This is a genomic window from Arthrobacter sp. efr-133-TYG-120, assembly GCF_030209785.1.
Lineage (GTDB): Bacteria > Actinomycetota > Actinomycetes > Actinomycetales > Micrococcaceae > Arthrobacter.
This window is the reverse complement of sequence record NZ_JARVRI010000010.1, coordinates 166,971-186,467: the sequence shown is the minus strand read 5'-3', so window position 1 is coordinate 186,467 and position 19,497 is coordinate 166,971. Positions and strand designations below refer to the sequence as shown.

General features: G+C 65.4%; 27 protein-coding genes. 12 read left to right on the top strand and 15 right to left on the bottom strand.

From position 1 onward, the window contains the following. Window positions 1-59 precede the first annotated feature (59 nt). Window positions 60-1,277 (top strand): molybdopterin-dependent oxidoreductase, encoded by a 1,218-nt coding sequence (locus tag QRN51_RS06600; protein ID WP_284989145.1) that lies wholly within the window; start codon window positions 60-62, stop codon window positions 1,275-1,277. Next, window positions 1,277-1,789, top strand: a complete 513-nt coding sequence (locus QRN51_RS06595) for a hypothetical protein (protein ID WP_284989144.1) — start codon at window positions 1,277-1,279, stop codon at window positions 1,787-1,789. Before QRN51_RS06600 ends, QRN51_RS06595 begins: the two co-directional genes overlap by 1 nt. On the opposite strand, the gene QRN51_RS06590 is transcribed toward QRN51_RS06595, so the two are convergent. The 8 genes from QRN51_RS06590 to QRN51_RS06555 form a co-directional block, all read right to left on the bottom strand. After that, window positions 1,750-2,499 carry a methyltransferase domain-containing protein gene (locus tag QRN51_RS06590; RefSeq protein ID WP_284989143.1) on the bottom strand — a complete coding sequence of 250 codons (750 nt, stop codon included), beginning with the start codon at window positions 2,497-2,499 and terminating at the stop codon, window positions 1,750-1,752. The genes QRN51_RS06595 and QRN51_RS06590 overlap by 40 nt on opposite strands. Further along, the gene (locus QRN51_RS06585) at window positions 2,496-3,200 is read right to left on the bottom strand and encodes a TIGR04282 family arsenosugar biosynthesis glycosyltransferase (RefSeq protein WP_284989142.1); all 705 of its coding nucleotides are present in this window, start codon (window positions 3,198-3,200) and stop codon (window positions 2,496-2,498) included. The genes QRN51_RS06590 and QRN51_RS06585 overlap by 4 nt, the downstream gene beginning before the upstream one ends. Beyond that, the gene (locus tag QRN51_RS06580) at window positions 3,197-3,970 is read right to left on the bottom strand and encodes a glycosyltransferase family 2 protein (RefSeq protein WP_284989141.1); all 774 of its coding nucleotides are present in this window, start codon (window positions 3,968-3,970) and stop codon (window positions 3,197-3,199) included. The genes QRN51_RS06585 and QRN51_RS06580 overlap by 4 nt, the downstream gene beginning before the upstream one ends. Before the next feature lie 116 nt (window positions 3,971-4,086). Continuing rightward, window positions 4,087-5,151 carry an NAD-dependent epimerase/dehydratase family protein gene (locus tag QRN51_RS06575; protein WP_284989140.1) on the bottom strand — a complete coding sequence of 355 codons (1,065 nt, stop codon included), beginning with the start codon at window positions 5,149-5,151 and terminating at the stop codon, window positions 4,087-4,089. After that, window positions 5,148-6,137, bottom strand: a complete 990-nt coding sequence (locus QRN51_RS06570; RefSeq protein WP_284989139.1) for an MTAP family purine nucleoside phosphorylase — start codon at window positions 6,135-6,137, stop codon at window positions 5,148-5,150. Before QRN51_RS06570 ends, QRN51_RS06575 begins: the two co-directional genes overlap by 4 nt. A 90-nt stretch (window positions 6,138-6,227) precedes the next feature. Next, entirely contained in the window at window positions 6,228-6,575 is a 348-nt protein-coding gene (locus QRN51_RS06565; protein ID WP_253257337.1) for a DUF6510 family protein, read from the bottom strand. Continuing rightward, on the bottom strand, window positions 6,572-7,309 hold the full coding sequence (locus QRN51_RS06560; protein ID WP_172465595.1) for a ferredoxin reductase: 738 nt from the start codon (window positions 7,307-7,309) through the stop codon (window positions 6,572-6,574). The genes QRN51_RS06565 and QRN51_RS06560 overlap by 4 nt, the downstream gene beginning before the upstream one ends. A gap of 10 nt (window positions 7,310-7,319) precedes the next feature. Continuing rightward, a complete protein-coding gene (locus QRN51_RS06555) occupies window positions 7,320-7,916 on the bottom strand; it encodes a sulfite oxidase-like oxidoreductase (RefSeq protein WP_216363205.1) in 597 nt (198 codons plus the stop codon). Between the two features lie 130 nt (window positions 7,917-8,046). Between QRN51_RS06555 and QRN51_RS06550 the strand changes: the two genes are divergently transcribed. Beyond that, window positions 8,047-8,853, top strand: a complete 807-nt coding sequence (locus tag QRN51_RS06550) for an MGH1-like glycoside hydrolase domain-containing protein (protein WP_284989138.1) — start codon at window positions 8,047-8,049, stop codon at window positions 8,851-8,853. 9 nt (window positions 8,854-8,862) lie between these two features. Here the strand turns inward: QRN51_RS06550 and QRN51_RS06545 are convergent, their stop codons facing one another. From QRN51_RS06545 to QRN51_RS06535, 3 genes are read right to left on the bottom strand one after another with little or no spacing between them, the layout of a single operon-like run. After that, window positions 8,863-9,951 (bottom strand): DNA polymerase IV, encoded by a 1,089-nt coding sequence (locus QRN51_RS06545; protein ID WP_284989137.1) that lies wholly within the window; start codon window positions 9,949-9,951, stop codon window positions 8,863-8,865. Then, complete coding sequence (locus tag QRN51_RS06540; RefSeq protein ID WP_284989136.1) at window positions 9,948-10,574, bottom strand: dihydrofolate reductase family protein; 627 nt, start codon at window positions 10,572-10,574, stop codon at window positions 9,948-9,950. Before QRN51_RS06540 ends, QRN51_RS06545 begins: the two co-directional genes overlap by 4 nt. A 51-nt stretch (window positions 10,575-10,625) precedes the next feature. Then, window positions 10,626-11,054 carry a hypothetical protein gene (locus QRN51_RS06535; RefSeq protein ID WP_059390279.1) on the bottom strand — a complete coding sequence of 143 codons (429 nt, stop codon included), beginning with the start codon at window positions 11,052-11,054 and terminating at the stop codon, window positions 10,626-10,628. A gap of 252 nt (window positions 11,055-11,306) precedes the next feature. Here QRN51_RS06535 and QRN51_RS06530 point away from each other — a divergent pair, with 252 nt between their 5' ends. Beyond that, window positions 11,307-11,942, top strand: a complete 636-nt coding sequence (locus QRN51_RS06530) for a dihydrofolate reductase family protein (RefSeq protein WP_059390280.1) — start codon at window positions 11,307-11,309, stop codon at window positions 11,940-11,942. Window positions 11,943-11,964: 22 nt separating this feature from the next. Further along, entirely contained in the window at window positions 11,965-12,504 is a 540-nt protein-coding gene (locus QRN51_RS06525) for an SDR family oxidoreductase (RefSeq protein WP_284989135.1), read from the top strand. Between the two features lie 16 nt (window positions 12,505-12,520). On the opposite strand, the gene QRN51_RS06520 is transcribed toward QRN51_RS06525, so the two are convergent. Continuing rightward, a complete protein-coding gene (locus QRN51_RS06520; protein WP_284989134.1) occupies window positions 12,521-13,081 on the bottom strand; it encodes a hypothetical protein in 561 nt (186 codons plus the stop codon). A gap of 410 nt (window positions 13,082-13,491) precedes the next feature. Here QRN51_RS06520 and trxA point away from each other — a divergent pair, with 410 nt between their 5' ends. The 4 genes from trxA (at window position 13,492) to QRN51_RS06500 (ending at window position 15,082) form a co-directional block, all read left to right on the top strand. Continuing rightward, entirely contained in the window at window positions 13,492-13,818 is a 327-nt protein-coding gene (gene trxA, locus QRN51_RS06515; protein WP_059388939.1) for a thioredoxin, read from the top strand. Window positions 13,819-13,883: 65 nt separating this feature from the next. Continuing rightward, window positions 13,884-14,273 carry a heavy metal-responsive transcriptional regulator gene (locus tag QRN51_RS06510; RefSeq protein ID WP_059388941.1) on the top strand — a complete coding sequence of 130 codons (390 nt, stop codon included), beginning with the start codon at window positions 13,884-13,886 and terminating at the stop codon, window positions 14,271-14,273. 46 nt (window positions 14,274-14,319) lie between these two features. Beyond that, complete coding sequence (locus QRN51_RS06505) at window positions 14,320-14,691, top strand: hypothetical protein (protein WP_284989133.1); 372 nt, start codon at window positions 14,320-14,322, stop codon at window positions 14,689-14,691. Between the two features lie 10 nt (window positions 14,692-14,701). Further along, window positions 14,702-15,082, top strand: coding sequence for a carboxypeptidase-like regulatory domain-containing protein (locus QRN51_RS06500; RefSeq protein ID WP_284989132.1), 381 nt, complete (start codon window positions 14,702-14,704; stop codon window positions 15,080-15,082). Between the two features lie 5 nt (window positions 15,083-15,087). On the opposite strand, the gene arfB is transcribed toward QRN51_RS06500, so the two are convergent. From arfB to QRN51_RS06485, 3 genes are read right to left on the bottom strand one after another with little or no spacing between them, the layout of a single operon-like run. Next, window positions 15,088-15,510: an alternative ribosome rescue aminoacyl-tRNA hydrolase ArfB gene (gene arfB, locus QRN51_RS06495; protein ID WP_059388938.1), complete on the bottom strand. Its 423-nt coding sequence runs from the start codon at window positions 15,508-15,510 to the stop codon at window positions 15,088-15,090. Between the two features lie 51 nt (window positions 15,511-15,561). Beyond that, entirely contained in the window at window positions 15,562-16,146 is a 585-nt protein-coding gene (locus tag QRN51_RS06490) for an HhH-GPD-type base excision DNA repair protein (RefSeq protein ID WP_059388937.1), read from the bottom strand. Window positions 16,147-16,191: 45 nt separating this feature from the next. Continuing rightward, entirely contained in the window at window positions 16,192-16,446 is a 255-nt protein-coding gene (locus QRN51_RS06485; protein WP_284989131.1) for a hypothetical protein, read from the bottom strand. A 392-nt stretch (window positions 16,447-16,838) separates the two neighbouring features. On the opposite strand from QRN51_RS06485, the gene QRN51_RS06480 reads away from it, so the two are divergent. The 3 genes from QRN51_RS06480 to QRN51_RS06470 all read left to right on the top strand — a co-directional run bounded on the left by QRN51_RS06480 (window position 16,839) and on the right by QRN51_RS06470 (window position 19,473). After that, window positions 16,839-17,711: an NAD-dependent epimerase/dehydratase family protein gene (locus QRN51_RS06480; protein ID WP_284989130.1), complete on the top strand. Its 873-nt coding sequence runs from the start codon at window positions 16,839-16,841 to the stop codon at window positions 17,709-17,711. A gap of 8 nt (window positions 17,712-17,719) precedes the next feature. Beyond that, window positions 17,720-18,751: an aldo/keto reductase gene (locus QRN51_RS06475; protein WP_284989246.1), complete on the top strand. Its 1,032-nt coding sequence runs from the start codon at window positions 17,720-17,722 to the stop codon at window positions 18,749-18,751. A 77-nt stretch (window positions 18,752-18,828) separates the two neighbouring features. Continuing rightward, a complete protein-coding gene (locus QRN51_RS06470; protein ID WP_284989129.1) occupies window positions 18,829-19,473 on the top strand; it encodes a hypothetical protein in 645 nt (214 codons plus the stop codon). Window positions 19,474-19,497 lie beyond the last annotated feature (24 nt).

Sequence of the window (19,497 nt, the reverse complement as noted above, 5' to 3'; positions counted from 1 at the left end):
ATGCCTTTCGTAAGGTCTGCATCGGGACGGCGGGAGGGTCTTGGTGGTGTGATCAAGGCATGGACAGATTGACCACTTTCCTCCAACAGCGGATGGAAGCGGTGAACGGACGGTTCTCCTCGCCCTTGCGCAGCAGGCGGCTGACGGTGGTGCTGGGCCGTTGGCTCGGCCTTGCCTTCACTGTGTGCTTCTTGACCGGACTGTTCAGCCACCTTCTGCAGGATCCGCCAGCGTGGATGCTTTTCCTTACGCGCCCCGTATGGCTGTACGTGGCTACGCAGGGCATCCACGTCACCACCGGGATAGCTTCCATCCCGCTCCTCGTCGCCAAGCTCTGGTCCGTGTATCCCGAACTCTTGCGTTGGCCCCCGCTGAAGTCCGTGGTGCACGGCCTGGAACGGGCCTCCATTGCGCTCTTCGTGGCCGCTTCGCTGGTGGAAGTCACCATCGGCCTGCTTAATACTTTCCAGTGGTACCCCTGGCCGTTTTCCTTCAGGGATGTCCACTATTGGCTGGCCTGGGTCATCATCGGATCTTTGGCGCTTCACATCGCTGTCAAGATGCCCCTGATCCTGGCCCATTGGAGCCGTCGGTCGGACGCGGCCACCATCGCTGCGGCGACTGAAGGGGGAGTGCCGGACAGCAAAACTCTTCCTGCAGCCGCGAAGGCTCGAACCGGGCACGGCTGGAGCCGCAGGGGGTTCCTGGCGGCAATCACTGCTGGCACCGGCGTCGTCGTCTTGACGACTGGGGGCCAGTCCTTCGCCTGGCTGTCGGGCCTGAACCTCTTCGCGCCGCGCCGAATGGATACCGGCCCCCAGGCCGTCCCCATCAACAGGACGGCCGCCCAGGCCGGTGTGGCTGACGCTGCGCTGGGCCCCGACTGGGTGCTGACCGTGTCCTCGGGATCGGTGCAGAAGACGTTCACACTGGCGCAGCTCGCGGCCTTGCCGCAGTACAGCTACGGATTGCCCATCGCCTGCGTGGAAGGCTGGAGCCAAGGAGCCCAGTGGCGCGGTGTCCGAGTCAGGGACCTGATGGCAACGGTGGGCGCACCGGCTGATGCCGAGTTGCAGATTTCCAGCATGGAGAAAGGCGGCGTGTACGGGCGGTCCTTCATGCCCGCTGCGTACAGCCAGGACGAGCAGACCTTGCTGGCGCTCGAGCTCAACGGCGAACCCCTGGACCTCGACCACGGCTATCCTGCACGGATCATCGCACCCGGACGCCCGGGCGTCTTGCAGACCAAATGGGTGCACAAAGTGGAGGTGATCTGATGCGGCTCTCCTTGGGGATTCCGTCGGCGCCCGGTAGGCGCGGGACCGTCTGGTGGGTGCGTGCAGCCCTGGGCATCCTAGGACTGGCAGCCCTCGGATACGCCCTCTTCGGATTCCTTGCCAATGTGCCGCCTGCCCAGCTGATCGGTGTGGCTGCCTGGCTTGCTGTGGCGTTGTTGGTGCACGACGGCGTGCTGGTTCCGTTGACGACGTTGGCCGGCGGCGGCTTGTCGAGGTTGACGTATGGGCTGGGCCCCGTTCAACGGGGGATCGTGCGCGGGGCCCTTCTGGTGGGGGCATTGATGACGTTGGTGGCGGCCCCGCTCATCCGCGCCCAGCAGGTGCTCCAGCCAACCGGGCCGGGCAGCGGCGCCAACAGCACCGTCCTGCAGGGAGACTATGTGCTGGCCTTGGGCGTTTTCTGGATGGTCCTGGTGGTGGCCGCAGCGACTGCTGTGGCCGCCGTCGGACTCTACGGCCGCCGTTCCAAGGTCAGGAAGACCCGGCCCTGAACCGTCCGGGTTGCCACGGTATCCAATCCCGCGCGGGCCGCGTGGACAGCGAGCGCTTTCGCGCCGGCACGGGCCCAGGGAAAGGCCGCGCTGGCACGTCCGTCTGAATCCTCCAGCACCGCCAGATAGGCCACATCGAGAAAATCGCGTGCTTCGGCCTCCGCAAGCACTTGCCCGTCCGAGGCGAGCAAGGAGGCAACACGCTCCAGGAGCACCCGGATGTTTCCACCGATGCCGATGTTGCCATCCAATAACAGGGCCGAACCCCAACCTCGCTCGTGTGGGACGGGGTCAAAGATGGAGCCCAGGATAGCCGCACCGCCCCGGGCGGTGGCCAGCTTCACGGCGGCTGGGCTCGAATCGACACCCATGGAGGCCAGCCCCAGTTCCCGGGCGGCCTCCAGCATCCGCCCTGGGCCGCAGCCCACATCAAGAACGGGCCCGCGGAGGGCGCGAAGCAACTCGCGCTCACCTGCCGTGGCCGGGCCGGACCAGCCGAGCATGTTGAAGTGGACGGGCCCGATGGACTCCGGCAATGCCGACTCCGGACGCAGCGTCAGTCGCCCCAGGCCGAGGGGCAGGCTGCGGGCATAAGGCTCGTGGCCGCCCTGTCCAAAGAGAGCCGGTCCAAACAAGGCGAGCGGGCGGGAGTCAGGCGCAAAGGAATCGGACCGGGCACCAGGGCCTCCGCGAGCTGTCTGGATGCTCATCGCGAGGAACCCCACGTGGGCACGACGCCGGCCGGCACCCCAAGCGGCATGCCCGCCTCGGGCAGTCCGACGCCAAACCGCTCCACTGCGAGGGCAAACCGGGTTCCGCTGCATTCCCGCGCGGCAGCCAGAGCATCGGCGAAGTAGTCCACGTCCCGCACGACGGGAAGCAGTCCGACCTCCAGGCCAGCGCCGGCAAGCCGGGCCAATTGCTGCGCCCCGGTCCGCGGAGTGGACATGTCCACCCCGCGGAGCAAGCCGCCGTCGGGCCGGTACAGGCCCAACGCCCAGAAGCCACCGTCCGACGCCGGGCCGAACCACGCGCCGCGATGCGGTACCGGAGCGGGGGCTGCCCAGTCCGCCAGGAGCGGGGCCAATTGCTCCCCGCGTATTTGGGGCGTGTCCATGCCCAGAATCAGCAGGGGTCCGGCCGTGAGCGAACAGATGGCCGCCAGCCGCTCGTCCAGGCCACCGGAGCACTGGGCGGATACTTCAAAACCGGCTGCATCTCTTTCGTGCGGCGTGCCGTCAAAGACGAGCAAACGCCTATCCGCCGGAAGGGATCGCACTGTTTCCAGGGTCTGGCTCAGGCTGGTCTGGGCCAAGGCTGCGGCCTGCTCCGGGGTGAGCGGGGGAGTGAGGCGCGTCTTGACCTTGCCCGGGCTGCATTCTTTGGCAATGACGGCGATGGTGAGGTTCACGGCGTCGCTCCATGGGGATCAGCCGGTGCTCGATCGGCCGGCCCGTCGCCCTTCGTCGCCTGAGTCCGCTGCGATGCGGCGGCCAACTGGGTCCCCATGTCTTTGAGCGCAGTGACGGTTCCGCGGAGTGTGCCCGTTACTTTGGACTTTCCCAGCCGGGGAGCATAGTCGACCGGAACTTCGGCCACACGCCAACCGTCGCGGTGCGCTTTGAGGAACATTTCCAACGGGTAGCCGCTGCGTCGGTCCTTGAGGTCCAGGCCGAGGAGTGCGCTGCGCCGGGCAAGGCGAAGGGGGCCGAGGTCAGTTAGAGGGATCCCCGTGAGCCTGCGCAACTGCCGGCTCAGGACCATATTGGCCAAGCGGGCGTGGATCGGCCAAGCACCGCGGGCCGGACGCCTGGCACCCAACACCAGATCGGCACGGGCTGTGCGCACGAGCTCGAGCATCGGGGCCAATTGGGCGGGGTCCAGCGAACCATCGCAATCGCAAAAGCCCACAAACTCCGCCGTGGCCGCCAGCAGTCCGGCATGCGCCGCTGCGCCAAAACCGCGCCTCGGTTCGTCGACGACGGTGGCCCCCAGGCTCGCGGCCAGGGCGCCGGAGCCGTCGGTTGATCCGTTGTCCACGACGATCGCGCGGTATCCAGGCGGCAAAGCTCCCAGCACCTTGGGAAGGGCCGAACGTTCGTTGAGGCACGGTAAGACGACGTCCACGAGTGCGGCGGGTGGGCCCCCATCGTCGGCCGGTCCGTTGGGGAGGCCGGCCATTCCTCTTCGATCGCGCGAACCGCTTTGCTCTTTCTCCACCCTTTGACCGTAGAATCCGCAGGCCCGGTGCGACAGGCGGATTTCCTTACGGAACCGGGACGTTTGCCTCCTACGGCCTAGGCCTGATCCCCGCGCAGCGGTGCAATGGCGAACTCCCGCATTCCGTCCTCGAAACCACGCTTGGGGATCCAACCGAGCTCGGCCCAGGCCCGGGCCGAGCTGGCGGTGATATGACGGACGTCGCCCAGCCGGAATTCTCCTGTGACCACCGGCGCGGGCGCCCCGGCAACAGAACTCAGGACCTCCGCCACCTGCCCTACGGTGTGGACCTCCGACGCGCCGATATTGTATGCCCTCGCGCAGCCCGAGGCAACCCGGCCGCCAACCAACGCGTCAACGGACAACAGATTTGCCTCCGCAACATCCCGGACATGGACGAAGCTGCGGCGCTGGCCGCCATCCTCGAATACCCGCACTGCCTCCCCACGGGCCAGCGCAGAGCGGAACACGCTGGCCACGCCCGCGTACGGGGTGTTCTTGGGCATCCGAGGGCCATAGACGTTGTGGTACCGGAGGGCGATCGCAGTGCTTCCGGTTGAGCGCGCCCACGCGGCAGCGAGGTGCTCCTGGGCCAATTTGGAGGCGGCATAGACGTTCCGCGGATCCATGGCCGCGTCTTCGGTGACCAGTGCCGGGAGCAACAACTCGCCGGTGGCGGGGTCCCGGGGGTCAAAGATTCCGTGCTCCAGATCCTCCACCCGGCGCGGGGCGGGGTGCACCGGCCTGCCTGCCGAATCGGTGTAGGCCCCCTCACCGTAAACCACCATGGAGGAAGCGAGGACCAGTTTGTCGACGCCGGCGGCTGCCATGCCTGCCAGGAGCACGGCCGTGGCCAAATCATTGTTGCGGATGTAGTCCGGTGCGTCGAAGAAGTCCACGCCGAGTCCCACTTTGGCGCTCTGGTGCATGACGACGTCGACTCCGGCGAGCGCCTGCGCCACCGCGTCCGGGTCTCCGGCGTCGCCCACCAGCACGGACACGCCAGGAATTCCCGGCGGTGGATCCGGGTGGACTGCCGGATCCAATGAATCCAGGATCCGGACTTCCCAGCCGCGTGCCATAGCGGCTTCGACTATATGGCCGCCGATGAAACCGGCTCCGCCGGTGACCAGAATCCTCACGGCGCTGTTCGTCCCGTGCCGGGGAGGAGAGGGCCGGGGAGGACAGGGCCGGCGGCTCCCATCACGGTGGCCACAGCGCCGGGCGGCATGGGCACCATCCGCCACGTTCCGCCGTCATCCGCTGGTTCTGCGCCGCCAAGCCCCGCGGACACAGTCCGCACCGCGTCTGACAACACCGCGAGGATCCGCGGTTGCGCCGCCGCCAGGCGTCCCAGGACCAGTTCCGCCGTCACCGGCTCGGAGCCATCGTGCCCCGTATCGGCATCAGTGATGAATGCCAATGCGGCGAAGTGCATGTTCAATTCCGCCGCGAGCATCGGTTCCGGGTACTGGGTCATGCTGATCAGCTGTGCCCCGGACTTAACCAAGGCCGCGGACTCGGCCTTGGTGGAGAATCGCGGACCATTGATGACGGCCACGGTGCCCGCCCCAGCGAAGTCTTCGCTCCGGTGCTCCAAGGCGGCGATGAGTGCCGCCCGCAGCGGGGCGCTGTAGGGCTCGGCGGCAGGCAGGTGCTGCACCCCGGTGGGCAGCGAGCCGTCGTAGAAGGTGTCCGCCCGTCCCCAGGTCTTGTCCAGGACTTGATCGGGTACGGCAAAAGTACCGGTTCCGTGGCTTGAGACCAGTCCGCCCACGGCCGCGGAGGAGATGACGGCTTCTACCCCGAGGCTCTTGAGGGCCCAGAGGTTGGCGCGGTAGTTGATCTGCTGCGGGGCAACGCTGTGCCCGCGGCCGTGCCGGCTCAAGAACGCGACCACCGGGCCGCCGTCGCGGTCACCGTCTGCGCCGGTGCCGCCGTCGTCGCCGCTGGTGCCGGCCGGCGCGGTGAGCCGGGCAATCGTGACCGGACTGGAGGGAGGCCCGAACGGCGTCGGGATGTCGAGCCTGCTGAGCACGACGGCCTCGGGCAGCTTGTAGAGGCCGGTCCCGCCTATGATTGCAATCCGTGCGCGGTGTTCTGCTTGGTGTTCCGGGAGCGATGACATGACCCCATCATGCCAACGCCGGCCCGCGCCGTCGCGGGTGGAATCCTTACGGGTTCAGAACGCGCGCCGGGACGCCTGGACTGGATTGACTTAGCCCTCGCGGTCGATTTGCAAATAACTGAGTCCGCTCACATCGAGCCAGTACCGTGTGGGCGTCTCCACGAGGCGCAGGAGCACGCCCTCGCAGGAAGCGCAGCGCACAACGATTCCCGGAGCGTCAACGTAGACCATCGTCTCCCCGAAGACCCGGACCGCGCCGCAGTGCTTGCATCGTCCGATCGCTGCGACGATATCGAAGCGGAACAGTTCCCACAGCGGTCCTGCCACCGCGTTTCCGTCGAGATGGGCTATGGCATTGCCTGCGATTCCAGCGATGTCCTGATCCTCGAAGCCCGGATCTTTGGCACCGGAAGAATCAGGGCCGTTGTTGCCACTCACCGGGTTCCTCCTGTTCCGCCGAAGCGCTCGGTCTTGATCGATCCGGCGGGATATCCCGCCTGCACGAGCCATTCCGCGACAGTTTCCACGAAGACCGTCTGGCCACAGATGAAGACGTCCGGGGCAGGGTCCGTTGGCAAGATGTTGGCCAGCAGGGTTTCCGCCGTGAGCCGTTGCGGAGGAGTCGGCCAATCCGCGGGCGCCTTGCGTGTGTAGACGTAGTCGATGATGAGCTTGCGGGATTCCCGGGTCAAGGCTTGGAGCTCTTCCCGATAGAAGCCCGATTCCGGTGACTTGAGCGAATAGAGCAGCCGGAACTGCGCAGGATTCTCCGAAACATGGTGCGCACGGATCATGGACATGAGCGGTACGACCCCGGATCCTCCGGCAATCAGCTGAACGGGGTTCGTGTCCGTTGGCTTCCAGACGAACCAGCCGCCCACTGGTCCGCGGATCTCCAACTGGTCCCCGACCGCCAGCTCCCGGACCAGATAGGGGGAGACTTCTCCGTTGGCCAATTCGTCAACGGTAATCTCCAAGGTTTCGTCCAGGCCTGCCCTGGCCACGGAATATGAGCGGACGGCCGTGTAACCGTCGTCCGCGGTGAGGCGGATGTCGATGTGCTGTCCGGCGAGGTTGCCGTTCAAGCCGTTCACCCGCAGCCCGATGGTTCGCGCGGTTTCCGTTTCGGGCATGCTGCTGACGACGTCGGCCACGCGCCATAGCGTACTCATCGGATGCACCTCATGAGTAGCGCTCCTCGCGCCATGGGTCGCCGTGGAGGTGGTAGCCGTTGGATTCCCAGAAACCAGGAACATCATCCTGCGTCAACTCGATGCCGTTGATCCACTTTGCGCTCTTCCAGAAGTACAAATGCGGCACCAGGAGACGGGCAGGTCCGCCGTGGGTGCGTTCAAGGGGCTCACCGTCGAATTCCCAGGCCACCCACGCCCGGCCGCCAAGAAGGTCCTGGAGCGGGACGTTGGTCGTGTATCCGCCGTAGGAGTGGGCCGTGGTGAACCTGCAGCTTGTTTCCACGTTCTCAAAAAGAGAATCCAGTGACACTCCCCGCCACGAGGTGCCCAGCTTGGACCAGCTGGTCACGCAGTGGATATCCGTATGGATGTCCACTTGGGGCAATCCCATGAAGGCGTCCCATGACCACGCATGGCGCTGCCCTGCCTCAGTGGTAATAAAGAATTCCCAGTCGTCTCTGCGGATCCGGGGAGCGGGGCCGGCGGTTAGGACCGGGAAGCTGCCGGTCTCGTACTGGCCCGGTGGCAAAGCGGGATTGCCGCTCTGCCGTCTTCCATGAAATCCAGAAGAGATAATGCCCACCATGTACCTCCGATGCGGAGACTCAAGCCGGCTGTGCCCGGTTCCCCCCACGATAGGGCAACGGCCGGGCATGGTCTAGACACTAGGCAAAGCCTGACCGGGTGACGCCCGCTGCAGTAGCTTGGTAGGTGTCATGCTCGCCATCACGGAGCTCCGGACCCTGCTGTCCGCCCAATGGTCCACGGGAATGATCCCGCACATTGTCTTCAGCGAGAACAGCACAGACTACTTTCCCGGTTTTGATCGCTGGGGCACCGGGTCCGCGAAGGCACGCCCTTCGGGCATCGAGAGCAGCGGCATTTGCCAGCCTCCCGTCCACTCGATTGCCTTGCGGCACATCCTTGACCGGGGGAGGGAGAACGGCGGCGCCGACCGGGAAGCGGCAGAGTCCTTCCTCGACGAATCGTTCGACGGCTGGCTGGCGTGGCACCGCTGGCTTGCCACCGTGCGCGACCCGGACGCTACCGGGCTGATTGAAATCCACCATGGTCGGGAATCCGGGTTCGATAACTCTCCGCGGTGGGACGGGCCCTACGCCCGCGTCCAGCCCGGCACCGTCCCGGCCTTCACCCGGCGTGACACCCTCCGCGTCGCAGACTCCAGCGAGCGGCCCGATGACAGCGAATACACGAAGTATCTGTGGCTCGTTCAGCAGATGGCTTCCGTAGGGTACGACGACGGCGACGTGCGGAGCGTCGTCGGCTTCCGGGTGCGGGACGTATTCTTTTCCGCGATCATGGCCGCTTCCAGCGATGTCCTGGCCAACGAGTGGATCTCTACTGACACTGTCTCCGGATTTGCGCCGCTGGTGTCCGGAGGCGAAGAGTCGTTGCTCGCGGCGCAGAGGACCGCTGGGAAGCCTGAACCAGTCCTGGACAGCCGCGGCCTGCCTCGAATGGATCGGGCCGGGCTGGTAGGTGCGCACCGCTTAAGGAAGTGAACGACGCCGTCACCAACCGCCGCGCGTGGGCGTATGTCCCTTCCGGGCATCGCCGGGCATTGCCATCTCGGCCCGCAGGCCAAGGAGCCGGATCGGACGGCCCGCCTCGATTCCAGCCGCGAGATCCAACGCCCGCGCGAGGATTTCGTCCCGGTCGAAGGTCTCCGGAATCTTCCTCCCCTGGGTCGTGGTCAAGAACGGCGCATACCGGACCTTCAGGGTCAGCCCGATGACGGGCCGTCCTTCGGCCACAACATCCTCAAGGACATGCGCTGCCAGCTCCCGCACCGCGTCCTCCACCTCGGCCGGATCGGTCAGGTCGTGCTGGAAGGTGGTCTCGCGGCTATGTCCGCGGGCAACCCACGGGGTGTCGTCCACGACGCTCGTGCCGTCGCCGCGTCCGAGTTCCGCGTACCACGGACCCATCCTGGGGCCGAACTCCGGGACCAGGTCCTGGGGATTGGACGCGGCGAGTTCGGCCACTGTGTCGATGCCGAGCTTGGCCAGCCGGGCAGACACCCTGGTCCCGACGCCCCACAGTTCCTTGGTGGGCCGGCGGCCCATGACATCGAGCCAGTTCCCGGCGGTGAGCCGGAAGACGCCGGCTGGCTTGCCGAAACCGGTGGCGACCTTGGCCCGGACCAGGGTATCGCCGATGCCCACGCTGCAATGCAGCCGTGTGCGCTCCAGGACGGCGGCCTGCACCTGCCGGGCGTAGGCTTCAGGATCCTCCGTCTCGACGCCCACAAAGGCTTCATCCCAACCCAGCACCTGCACCGTGGCCCCGGGCTGCGCGCGGAGGGTAGCCATCACCGTTTCGGACGCCGCGAGATAGGCCTCCTGATCGACGGGCAGGATCACGGCGTCGGGCACTTTCCGGGCCGCAATGCGCAAGGGCATGCCGGAACCCACGCCAAACGCCCTGGCCTCGTAGGACGCGGTCGACACAACGGCCCGTTCCGTGGGGTCGCCCCGACCGCCGACAATGATCGGCTTGCCCGCAAGTTCCGGCCGTCGGAGCACTTCGACCGCTGCGATGAACTGGTCGAGATCAACGTGCAGCACCCACGGGATTCCGCCCACGCCACCAGCTGTCATGGCTGCGTGCGCTCCGCCTCGATGTCGATGCCCGTCACCACATCTCCGGCGCGCTCGTAGACGAGCCAGATTGCGCCCTTCGGGAAGGCCTGAGGCGGCTGCGTGACCGTGAAGGCGGCTGGAACGGTACCGTCCCGGAAGATCTTCTTGCCTGTACCGAAAGTCACCGGGTACAGCCAGAGATTCAGCCGGTCAACGAGGTTCTCGGTGAGGAGGGACTGGAAGAGGTCGCCGCTGCCGATGACGTGGGTCTCGGCGTGCCGTTCGCGGATTTCGCGGGCCTCGGAGGCGACATCCGTCAGCACCGTGGTCCCGGCCCAAGCGGGGTCGCTCAGGGTATGTGATGCGACATATTTCGGCACAGCGTTGAACCGGGCAGCAATCGGGTCATCGGCCGGTGCGGTGGGCCAGAAACCGGCGAAAATGTCGTACGTCTTCCGGCCGAGGAGAAGCGCGTCGAGGCGTTCGATTCCCGCGGTGATCGCCTCACCGGATTCCTTGTCGAAGTATGGTGCCTGCCAGCCGCCGAACTCGAAGCCGCCCTCGCGATCCTCGTCGGGCCCGCCGGGCGCCTGGTAAACCCCGTCAAGGGTGCTGAACAGGTCGACCACGATGATTCCCACACGCCCATTTTTCGGCGGGCGCGGCCGAGTTGGCAAGAGCCTGTGTAAAAGCTAGCTATTCGCCGTGTCCAGCTCGTCGAACAGGCGCGACAGGCAGTCGACATAGTTGGTCATTGCGTCCGCGAAAGTGAGAAGCCTGGGTCCGCCTTCAGTGCCGGGCTCTGCCCTTTCGTTGCCTGCTTCGTCGGTGTGGCAGAGGAGGGGTTCGCAACTGGTTCCCTTCGCGGTCAGCCGTGCGATTCCCCAAGGATGGCTGGGGTCCGTCACTGCGATTCCCGCCGCGTCGAAGGTGTCGCGGAGGACGTATCGTGTGACTGTCCTCCATGACTGGAGGAACTGTGGCTGCAACTGTTCAATGAGTTCGTCGTCGTTGCTTTCGTAAGCGCGCCCCAGGTCCATGGAAAGCTCGTCCCATTCCCGGGCGTCGCGGACCATGAGGTGCCCGGCCCGGAGACGGGCAATCGTTTCGTTCAACGTCATGGTCTGTCCCCAAACTTCCTGTCGTGTCTGTTCCCGCCTGTGAAAGCAGGTCATCAACGGAGAGAACGGACGGGAACCCCGCATGATTCCCGCGGGCGGTGGGCCGCTTGGACGTTCATCTGAAGTTGCTCGTGCCCGCGGACCCTTGAACGTCCGGTCGCTCGAGGGCTAGCATTGCGGCCACCGGACCCGGCTGTCCTTGGCCGAGAGGCCGGGCGGACACTGACATCGGTCGACTTCGGGGAGACGGTCATGGGCGGGACAACTGCGGACGCGTCATCAGCGGACCTTATGGTCGACCTGATCATATCCCTGGACGGATATGCATCTGCCGAGGGATGGCCCGGCTGGTGGGGTCTGGAGGGGCCGGAATATCTGGCATGGCTCGCTGAAGAGGGGGAGAAGGGCCACACCTTCCTTCTCGGGGCGAACACCTACCGGCTGATGTCCAGGATGTCGGAGGAGGCCGAGGCCCAAGGCCCGGGATTCTCGGAGGATGAGGGGGCCGCCCTGACCGGCCTTGCTGCGGTACCGAAGGTCGTTTTCTCCTCCACGCTCCACGCTCCCCTCACGTGGCCGAACTCGGAACTCGTCACCGGGGACGCGGTCCAGGCCGTGGCGGAGATGAAACGGACCCGGACCGCGCCCTTAAGCACCCTCGGAAGCCTGAGCCTGTGCCGGTCCTTGCTGACCGCCGGACTCGTGGACAGGTTCCGGGTGGTCGTTTTCCCGGTGATCACGGGCAGCACCGGTCGGGAACGGATCTACGACGGCTATCCCGACGTCAAGCTCGAGATGGTGGAAAGCAGGACCTTCGATGGCCGGCTCCAGCTGCTCGAATACGTCCCCACCGTCCTCAGCGGTCCGCCGGGCAGCGGTCCGGCGTGAGCCAATCCGAAGGGAATCGGTCATGAACTCGACGATGTTGGTAACGGGCGGCACCGGCACCCTCGGGCGGCTCGTGGTTTCGCGGCTTCGGGACCGGGGCCATGCCGCACGCGTGGCAGGCCGTCATGCCCCTCCACCGGAGCAGGACATCGAATTCGTTAAGTGTGACCTCGACACCGGCGAGGGAGTCGAAGCCGCCTTGAGCGGTGTCCGGACGGTGGTGCATTGCGCAGGCGCGCAAAAGGGCGACGGCGACAAGGCCGGCCGCCTGGTCGCCGTGGCTTCCCGCGAGGTCGCGGACCAGCTCGTTGAGCTCGCGCTCGGTGAGCCTGCAGGTCTGGTACCCGATTTCGCCGGGCCGGCGTGCTACCCGATGGGTGGCCTCATCCGCTCCTACCTCGCCGCGGCCGGTCAGAGACGCCTTCTCGTCCCGCTTCATATGCCGGGGAGTGCCGCCAAGGCAATCCGGGAGGGTGCAAACCTTTCCGAGGACAGGTCAGTCGGCCGGAGGACCTGGGAGGAGTTTCTCACCGAGCATGTGTCCAGAGCTGTCCGGAGGTGACGCGGCCGGGGTGAGCTCAACTTTCCATGCCGTCCACGGCCGGCGGGTGCAGGGCGGCATGCCTGGCCCGCGCCGCCGGCTCAATGGAGTCCACGGCATAGGGTTTGGTGGCCGAGCGCTGCAGGGGAAGACGCAAGCGCACCTGATAAGCGCCGCTCCGGAACTTGGCGCGCGGATCCATCTGGATAACCAGGAGCGGCTCTTGCCGTGAGGCGTCCACCCGCAGCAGCATTCCGTGCCGGAGTCCATCGACGAGCAGCGGGGTGGCCGGCTCAACCGCGGTCTGCTTGAGGAGATGCTGATATTTCGGTCCAGCCGCCAGGAACAGAATGCCGTGGGAGAAGCCGACGACTCGCAACGGGATTACTGTGTCGGGCTGCCGGGTGGGCCTGGGGTGCCTTTCGTGTTCCCCGGTTAAGGGTTCAGTGACCGTCTTCAACGAGCGATCGCATTCCCGGCACTTGGTGCGCGTTCCCACGTCGGCCAGAAGGGTCACAAGAAGTCCCCTAGGGGCCTTGCTCCACTTGTCGGCCACAACGTGGCACCATGCCGGGTGGTACTCCTTGCCGTTCTTCATCACGTAGACCTGGTCTTCGCCGAGGAGGGGCTTACCCTCGCGCCGCGCGGCCGGCTCGACAGGTTTGAGGGCGCCGAGGCCTTTGGCATCTGCGCGGACCGCGTCCCCACCCTTCAGGTACGTGCGGATCCATGGAGAGAGTGGTCGTTTTGGGCTAGGAATTGCGGGGCCTTCCTCTGCGGAGGGAGTGGTCCTTCCCTCAGTTCCCCCCGTACCTAGCTTGATGGCTTTTCACGGAAGTCGCCAGTCCGGCTACCGTAGCTCGTCACACGATTCCGTCCTTGACTTTTCCCTTAGGGGAAGGTGCGAAGGTGGGAAGCAGGGGGCGCTGCCAGTCGCGTTGCCATCGGAATGAAGGGGATGGGGAGTAACCCGGCATCACAATTCGGGCCATTCAAGAAGGGGAAAGCATGGTAACAAACAAGGAGGTCACTGACGCGTCCTTCGACGCTGAGGTGCTGAAGTCAGCCAAACCCGTCGTCGTGGAATTCTGGGCGGATTGGTCTGGACCCTGCACCAGGCTTGCCCCGGTTCTGGAACAGCTCGCGGTCGAATACGCCGACAAAATCGACGTTGTGAAAGTCAACGTCGATAAGAATCCGGAAACCGCTGCTGCCTTCAGGATCAGCTCTATTCCGTCCGTGTTCTTGTTCAAGGACGGCGAACGGAGAATCTCCGTGATCGGCGTCGGCGCGAAGCGGTACTTCGAAGTGGAATTCGCTGAATACTTGCGCTAGTCCTGCTTCACCCCATGAGCGCCTTCCCCTACAGTGGGAGTCAATCGGGGAAGACGGGGTACAAGGTGCGAATCGGTGAAGCCGCCCAGGCGGCGGGGATGACGAGCAAGGCCTTGAGGTTCTATGAAGAGCATGGGCTGCTGCCGGCTGCAAAACGGAACGCCAACGGATATCGCGATTACACAAGTGAAACCATCAGCAGGCTCGACTTCATTCGCCGCGGGCGCGCCGCTGGACTGGCCCTTGCACAGATCCGCGAAATCCTGGCCCTTCGCGATGCGGGCCGCGCCCCTTGCACCCATGTGCGCGACCTTCTGGCCGGTCAATTGGCAGACCTCGACGCGCAGATCGCAGAACTCGTCGCGCTGAGAGCCGCCGTCGCCGACTACCACGCTATCGCGGCTGCCGCGGACCCGGAGGCGTGCGACGCCGAGCGGATCTGCAGCTACATCTGAAGGCTGCCTCAGCAGCGGCAGTCCCTATGAGCGGGAGGCTTTGCGCATGGCAACTCGATTAGGCCTAGGAATCACCGCCGCGGCGGCCACGCTGGCGGTGCTGGGCGGATGTGCGTCGCCTGCAACGCCGCAAACCAACGTTCCGGGAAGTCCGACAACATCCGCTGCCCCGGGTATACCTTTCGCTCTGTTCACGCACTGTGGTATCTACGAGGCGCAGGTGCAGGGCTCATTCTTTATTGCAGACGAACCGCTGGACGACGGTCACGGCAATCCTCCGGCAGGCTGGGGCAACCCCTACCAGCCGGGCATCATGACTGTCGAGGGACAAAGGGCGGTCTTCCATGACGACGGCGGCCATACGGTGACCTTCCACGAACGTGCTGGTGCCACGGGCTTTCTGAGAACCTGTTCTTAAGGTGAGCGACGTGAAGCGATGTGTCGTGGCCCTGCTGGCCACGGTCCTCTGGTCGTCCGGGTGCGCCGGCCCGGGCGGTCCGGACGCGGGCCACACCGGAGTTGTCACCGGTGTTGTGCTGACGGCCCCGGTGTGCCCCGTTGAGCGCGTCGGTCACGAGTGTCCGCCGCGCCCCGTGGCCGGGGCCGCGGTTGTCGCCCTGGACGGAGAAGCTGTCCGGGGCTCGACGCGGACCGATGGAACCGGAGCCTTCCATCTCACACTGCCTGACGGCAGTTACGTCATCAAAGCGAGCAACGTCGGCGGTTACGTTTCGACTGCGACCGAGCCGGTAGTCATCTCGGAGACCCCCGTTCACATCACACTGGTTGTTGACAGCGGGATTCGCTAAGCCAGTTAATCGGCGGACGGTCGTTTTCGTTGTTGTTTCGTCGCCGCCCGGTGTTCCTTTGTGACCCGGTGCCGGCGCTTCGAGCTCCGGGTGGGTTTGCTCGCCCGGCGGGCAGCAGGCTCGGGAGCAAGCCCCTCCGCCACGAGGCGGGAGAGCTTGGCCAGGGCAATCTCACGATTGCGCAATTGCGACCGCTGCTCGGAGGCGGTCACGGTGATCACCCCGGCGATGAGGCGTGGTCCAAGACGCGTGACGAGCTGCTGCCGTTGGTCATCGGAAAGCGCCGCGGAGCCGGCGACATCCCATGACAGTTCGACGCGGCTGTCCGAGGTGTTGACGTGTTGACCGCCTGGCCCTGACGAGCGTGAGAACCGCCAGCCAAGCTCCGACGTCGGAATCGTGAGCGCGGGCGACACTTCGAGATCCATGCCGTAAGCGTTTCACGATATTGGCGGGAACAAATCCCCGCCGCGTATCTCTCAGCTCCCGGATGCCTTCGCTGCTTTGATCGCGGCCTTGGCAGCCTGTTTGTTGGCGCGGACTCTTCTCAGCGACTCCGGATCCACGATGTCGGCGACAGAAAGAAATGCGTTCTTCTGGCCGTAGGCGCCCGCAGCCTCACGCCAACCTGGCGCTTGGAGTCCGCGCTGCTTGCCGAGCAGTGCCAGAAAGATCTTTGCCTTTTGCTCTCCGAAGCCGGGCAACCCTTTCAACCTGCTGAGCACTTCCTGGCCGTCAGGCTCGTCCCGGGTCCAGATGGCGGTTGCGTCTCCGTTCCAATCGCGCTGAACAACTGCGGCTAGATCCTGGACGCGGCTGGCCATCGAGCCTGGGAAACGGTGGACGGACGGCCGTTCCTTGAAGACGTCGACGAAGCCATCCGGGTCATATTCGGCGATTGTGGCAGGGGACACGGATCCGATGCGCGTCCGGATCTTTTCGGGTCCGGCGAACGCCGACTCCATGGTCACCTGTTGGTCCAGCAACATGCCGATGAGAAGTGCGAACGCGTCATCGCTGAGCAATTGGTCGGCGGCGGGGTCGCCAGTAATGTGCAGTTCCATGCGCCCATCCTCCCACCTGCTTCGAATCGCGTCATGGTGGCGTGCTCACGAGCCCGGTTCGGTCTTTGCCAGCGGGCTCGCCGGCAATTCGCGTCGTTCGAGTGTCTGCCCGAAGGGAACGTCCCGGCTGATGGCGACGGTGTACCTGGTGAACCCATGCTGCGTGACGAGGATGCCGTGACGGCTCTCCTTGACGGCATGTTCGCGGGCGATTTCGACGGCGGTGTTCAGGTCGTTTTCGATGGTGTCGGGGTCGTGGGCGGTGACTTCCAGGACGACGTCCGAGTGGCGTTTGATCATTGTGGTCTCTTTCTCGGCGGAAGTACCGGGGCTCTCGGCGCTCGCGGGCTTCCAGGGCCGGGCGCACCCGGCGAGGCGGAAAGCGGTGGTTCGAGAGGGGTTGCCCGGCATTCTGTGATGGGGCGGTTGACGGCCGTAGAGTCCGGCGGGCTTGATCGGCGGAAGCATCTTCCTGCGGATCTGTAGCCAGTGTGGATGATCGGCGGCCCGGGCACAAGGTGAAATGCCGAAAAGTCTGGCGTGTCGGCAAAATCCCGTGGTCGCACCATCGGTGGACCACCTCACGTGTCAGCGGGTGCCTGACGTTCCTAGGATCAGGAGGGCCATGCGCAGGAGCAGGCTTCTGCCCTAGTGTCGATGTGAGACCACCAAGCCGTATCGAGGGAGTACTGATGAGAATTGCAGTGACGGGTGGAAGCGGAAAACTGGGCCGGCACGTGGTGCGCCGGCTTAGCGGGGACGGGCATCAGGTGTTGAACCTGGACCGTGCGGGCGAAAGGAGCCCGGGTCTGGCGATCGTCGACCTGCGTGACTATGGCCAAGTGCTGGATGTGTTCCTGGGGCTGGACGACCGGCACAGCGGCTTCGATGCCGTGGTGCATCTCGGGGCCATTCCAGCACCCGGCATTATCCCGGATGCTGCGACGTTCGAGAACAACATGCTCTCCACGTACAACGTGTTCCAGGCGGCCCGCCGGGCCGGCATCAAGAAGGTCGTCTACGCCTCAAGTGAGACGGTGCTGGGCCTGCCGTTCGACGTCGACCCTCCCTACATTCCGGTGGATGAGGAATACCCGGCGCGGCCCGAAAGCACCTATTCGCTGGTGAAGCATTTGGAAGAGCAGATGGCCATCGAGTTGACTCGCTGGGACCCTGAGCTCAGCATCGTGGGACTCCGGTTCTCCAATGTCATGGACGTGGAAGACTACGAACGGTTTCCATCCTTCGACTCCGACGCCACGCTGCGTAAGTGGAACCTGTGGGGTTACATCGACGGCCGGGACGGCGCGCAGGCCGTGGCGCGGGCCCTTGAGAACGGCAAGCCGGGGTTCGAAGCATTCATCATCGCCAACGCGGACACCGTCATGCGCCGGTCGAGTGCGAGCCTGGCTGCGGAGGTATTCCCCGGCGTCAAGGTGATCAAGGAACTGGGAGAGCACGAGACCATGCTGTCCATCGACAAGGCCAGGCGACTGCTGGGCTTCGAGCCCGAACACACCTGGCGCACCTACCATTCGAACCGCACCACCCCCGTCGAGGATTGAGGAACATGATGCAATACCGCACTTTGGGCAACAGCGGCGCCGTGGTGTCGAACTACGCGCTGGGAACCATGACATTCGGGGCCGAGGCCACCGAGGAAACGTCCCGCGACATCCTGGATAGCTACGTTGCGGCCGGTGGCAACTTCATCGACACCGCAGACGTCTACAGCGCCGGAGTATCGGAGGAGATCATCGGCCGCTGGCTGGCCGAACGGCCCGATGCGCGGGACCGCGTGGTGCTGGCCACCAAGGGCCGCTTCCCCATGGGGACGGCCCCGAACGACGTCGGCACCTCCCGACGCCACCTCACGCGGGCGTTGGACGACTCGCTGCGCCGTCTGGGCGTGGAGCAGATCGACCTCTACCAAATGCACGCATGGGACCCGATTACGCCATTGGAGGAGACGCTGCGCTTCCTGCACGACTCCGTCAGCAGCGGCAAGATCGCCTACTACGGTTTTTCCAACTTCCTGGGGTGGCAGTTGACCAAGGCCGTGCACGTGGCCAAAGCCTTTGGCTGGAGCGCGCCGGTGACGTTGCAGCCCCAGTACAGCCTGCTGGTCCGTGAAATCGAATCGGAAATCGTTCCGGCTTCCCTGGATGCCGGCATCGGGCTGTTGCCGTGGTCTCCCTTGGGCGGAGGCTGGCTCTCCGGCAAGTACAAGCGCGACGTGCCGCCTACCGGAGCCACCCGCCTCGGTGAAAACCCGGAACGCGGCATGGAAGCATGGCAGGCACGCAACGATGACCCCCGCACCTGGGACGTCATCGGGACAGTGGAAAAGATCGCGGCAGATCATGGCGTCAGTGATTCCCAAGTTGCACTGGCATGGTTGGCGGACCGGCCTGCCGTGACCTCCGTGATCCTCGGCGCCCGAACCACGGAACAGTTGGCGGACAACCTGGCGGCGGCTGACCTGGAACTCAGCCCTGAGGAAACCAGCCGGCTCACGGAGGCCAGCCAACCGCGCGTCGGCGTCTATCCGTACGGTCCGATGGCGCAGAACCAGCGCAGCCGGAAGATCGAGGGCGGCCGGTAACGCCGAGCCCGGGTTCGACGCCTGTCCGGCCTCGCAGCCGATTGCCCGCGAGGCAGGACAGGCGTTGAATGTGCCTTATGGTCGATTGGGTTCTGATCTCCAACCTCGGCACCGCCCTCGGTACGACGGTTCTCGCCGTCGCGACGTTCATCTCCACGAGATCGGCCAACCGATCCGCGCGGCTGGCCGAGCGTGCCCTGCTGAACGGATTGCGCCCGATCCTGCTGCCCTCCAACTGGTCTGACGCGCCGCAGAAAGTGCGGTTCATGGAAGGCAAGTGGATGGTGGTGCGCGGTGGCCACGCCACGCTGGAGATCAGCAGCAACGCCGCGTACCTGTTGATGTCTGTGCGCAATGCCGGTGCAGGAGTGGCGGTCCTGCATGGTTGGCACCTGCCACCGGACGCCAGGGCTCCGCTGGCGCCTGTCGAAGAGTTCCACCGGCTGACCCGGGACATCTACGTGCCTGCCAACGACGCCGGATTCTGCCAGGTTGCGATCCGGGACCCTGAGTCGGCCGACTTCCGCAACGCCACCGCGGGAGCAGCCGGAGAAGGCTTCACGGTCGATGTCCTCTACGGAGACGCCGAAGGCTCGCAGCGCGTTGTGTCCCGCTTCTTCATCACGCCCGGACCCGGCGGAGCGGGCCACGACGACGACGTCGACTGGCTGCTGATGGTCTCGCGCCACTGGAACCTGGACTTGCCAGCGCCGCGCGGCTGAACCCGGGTACGGCGCCGGCCGCGT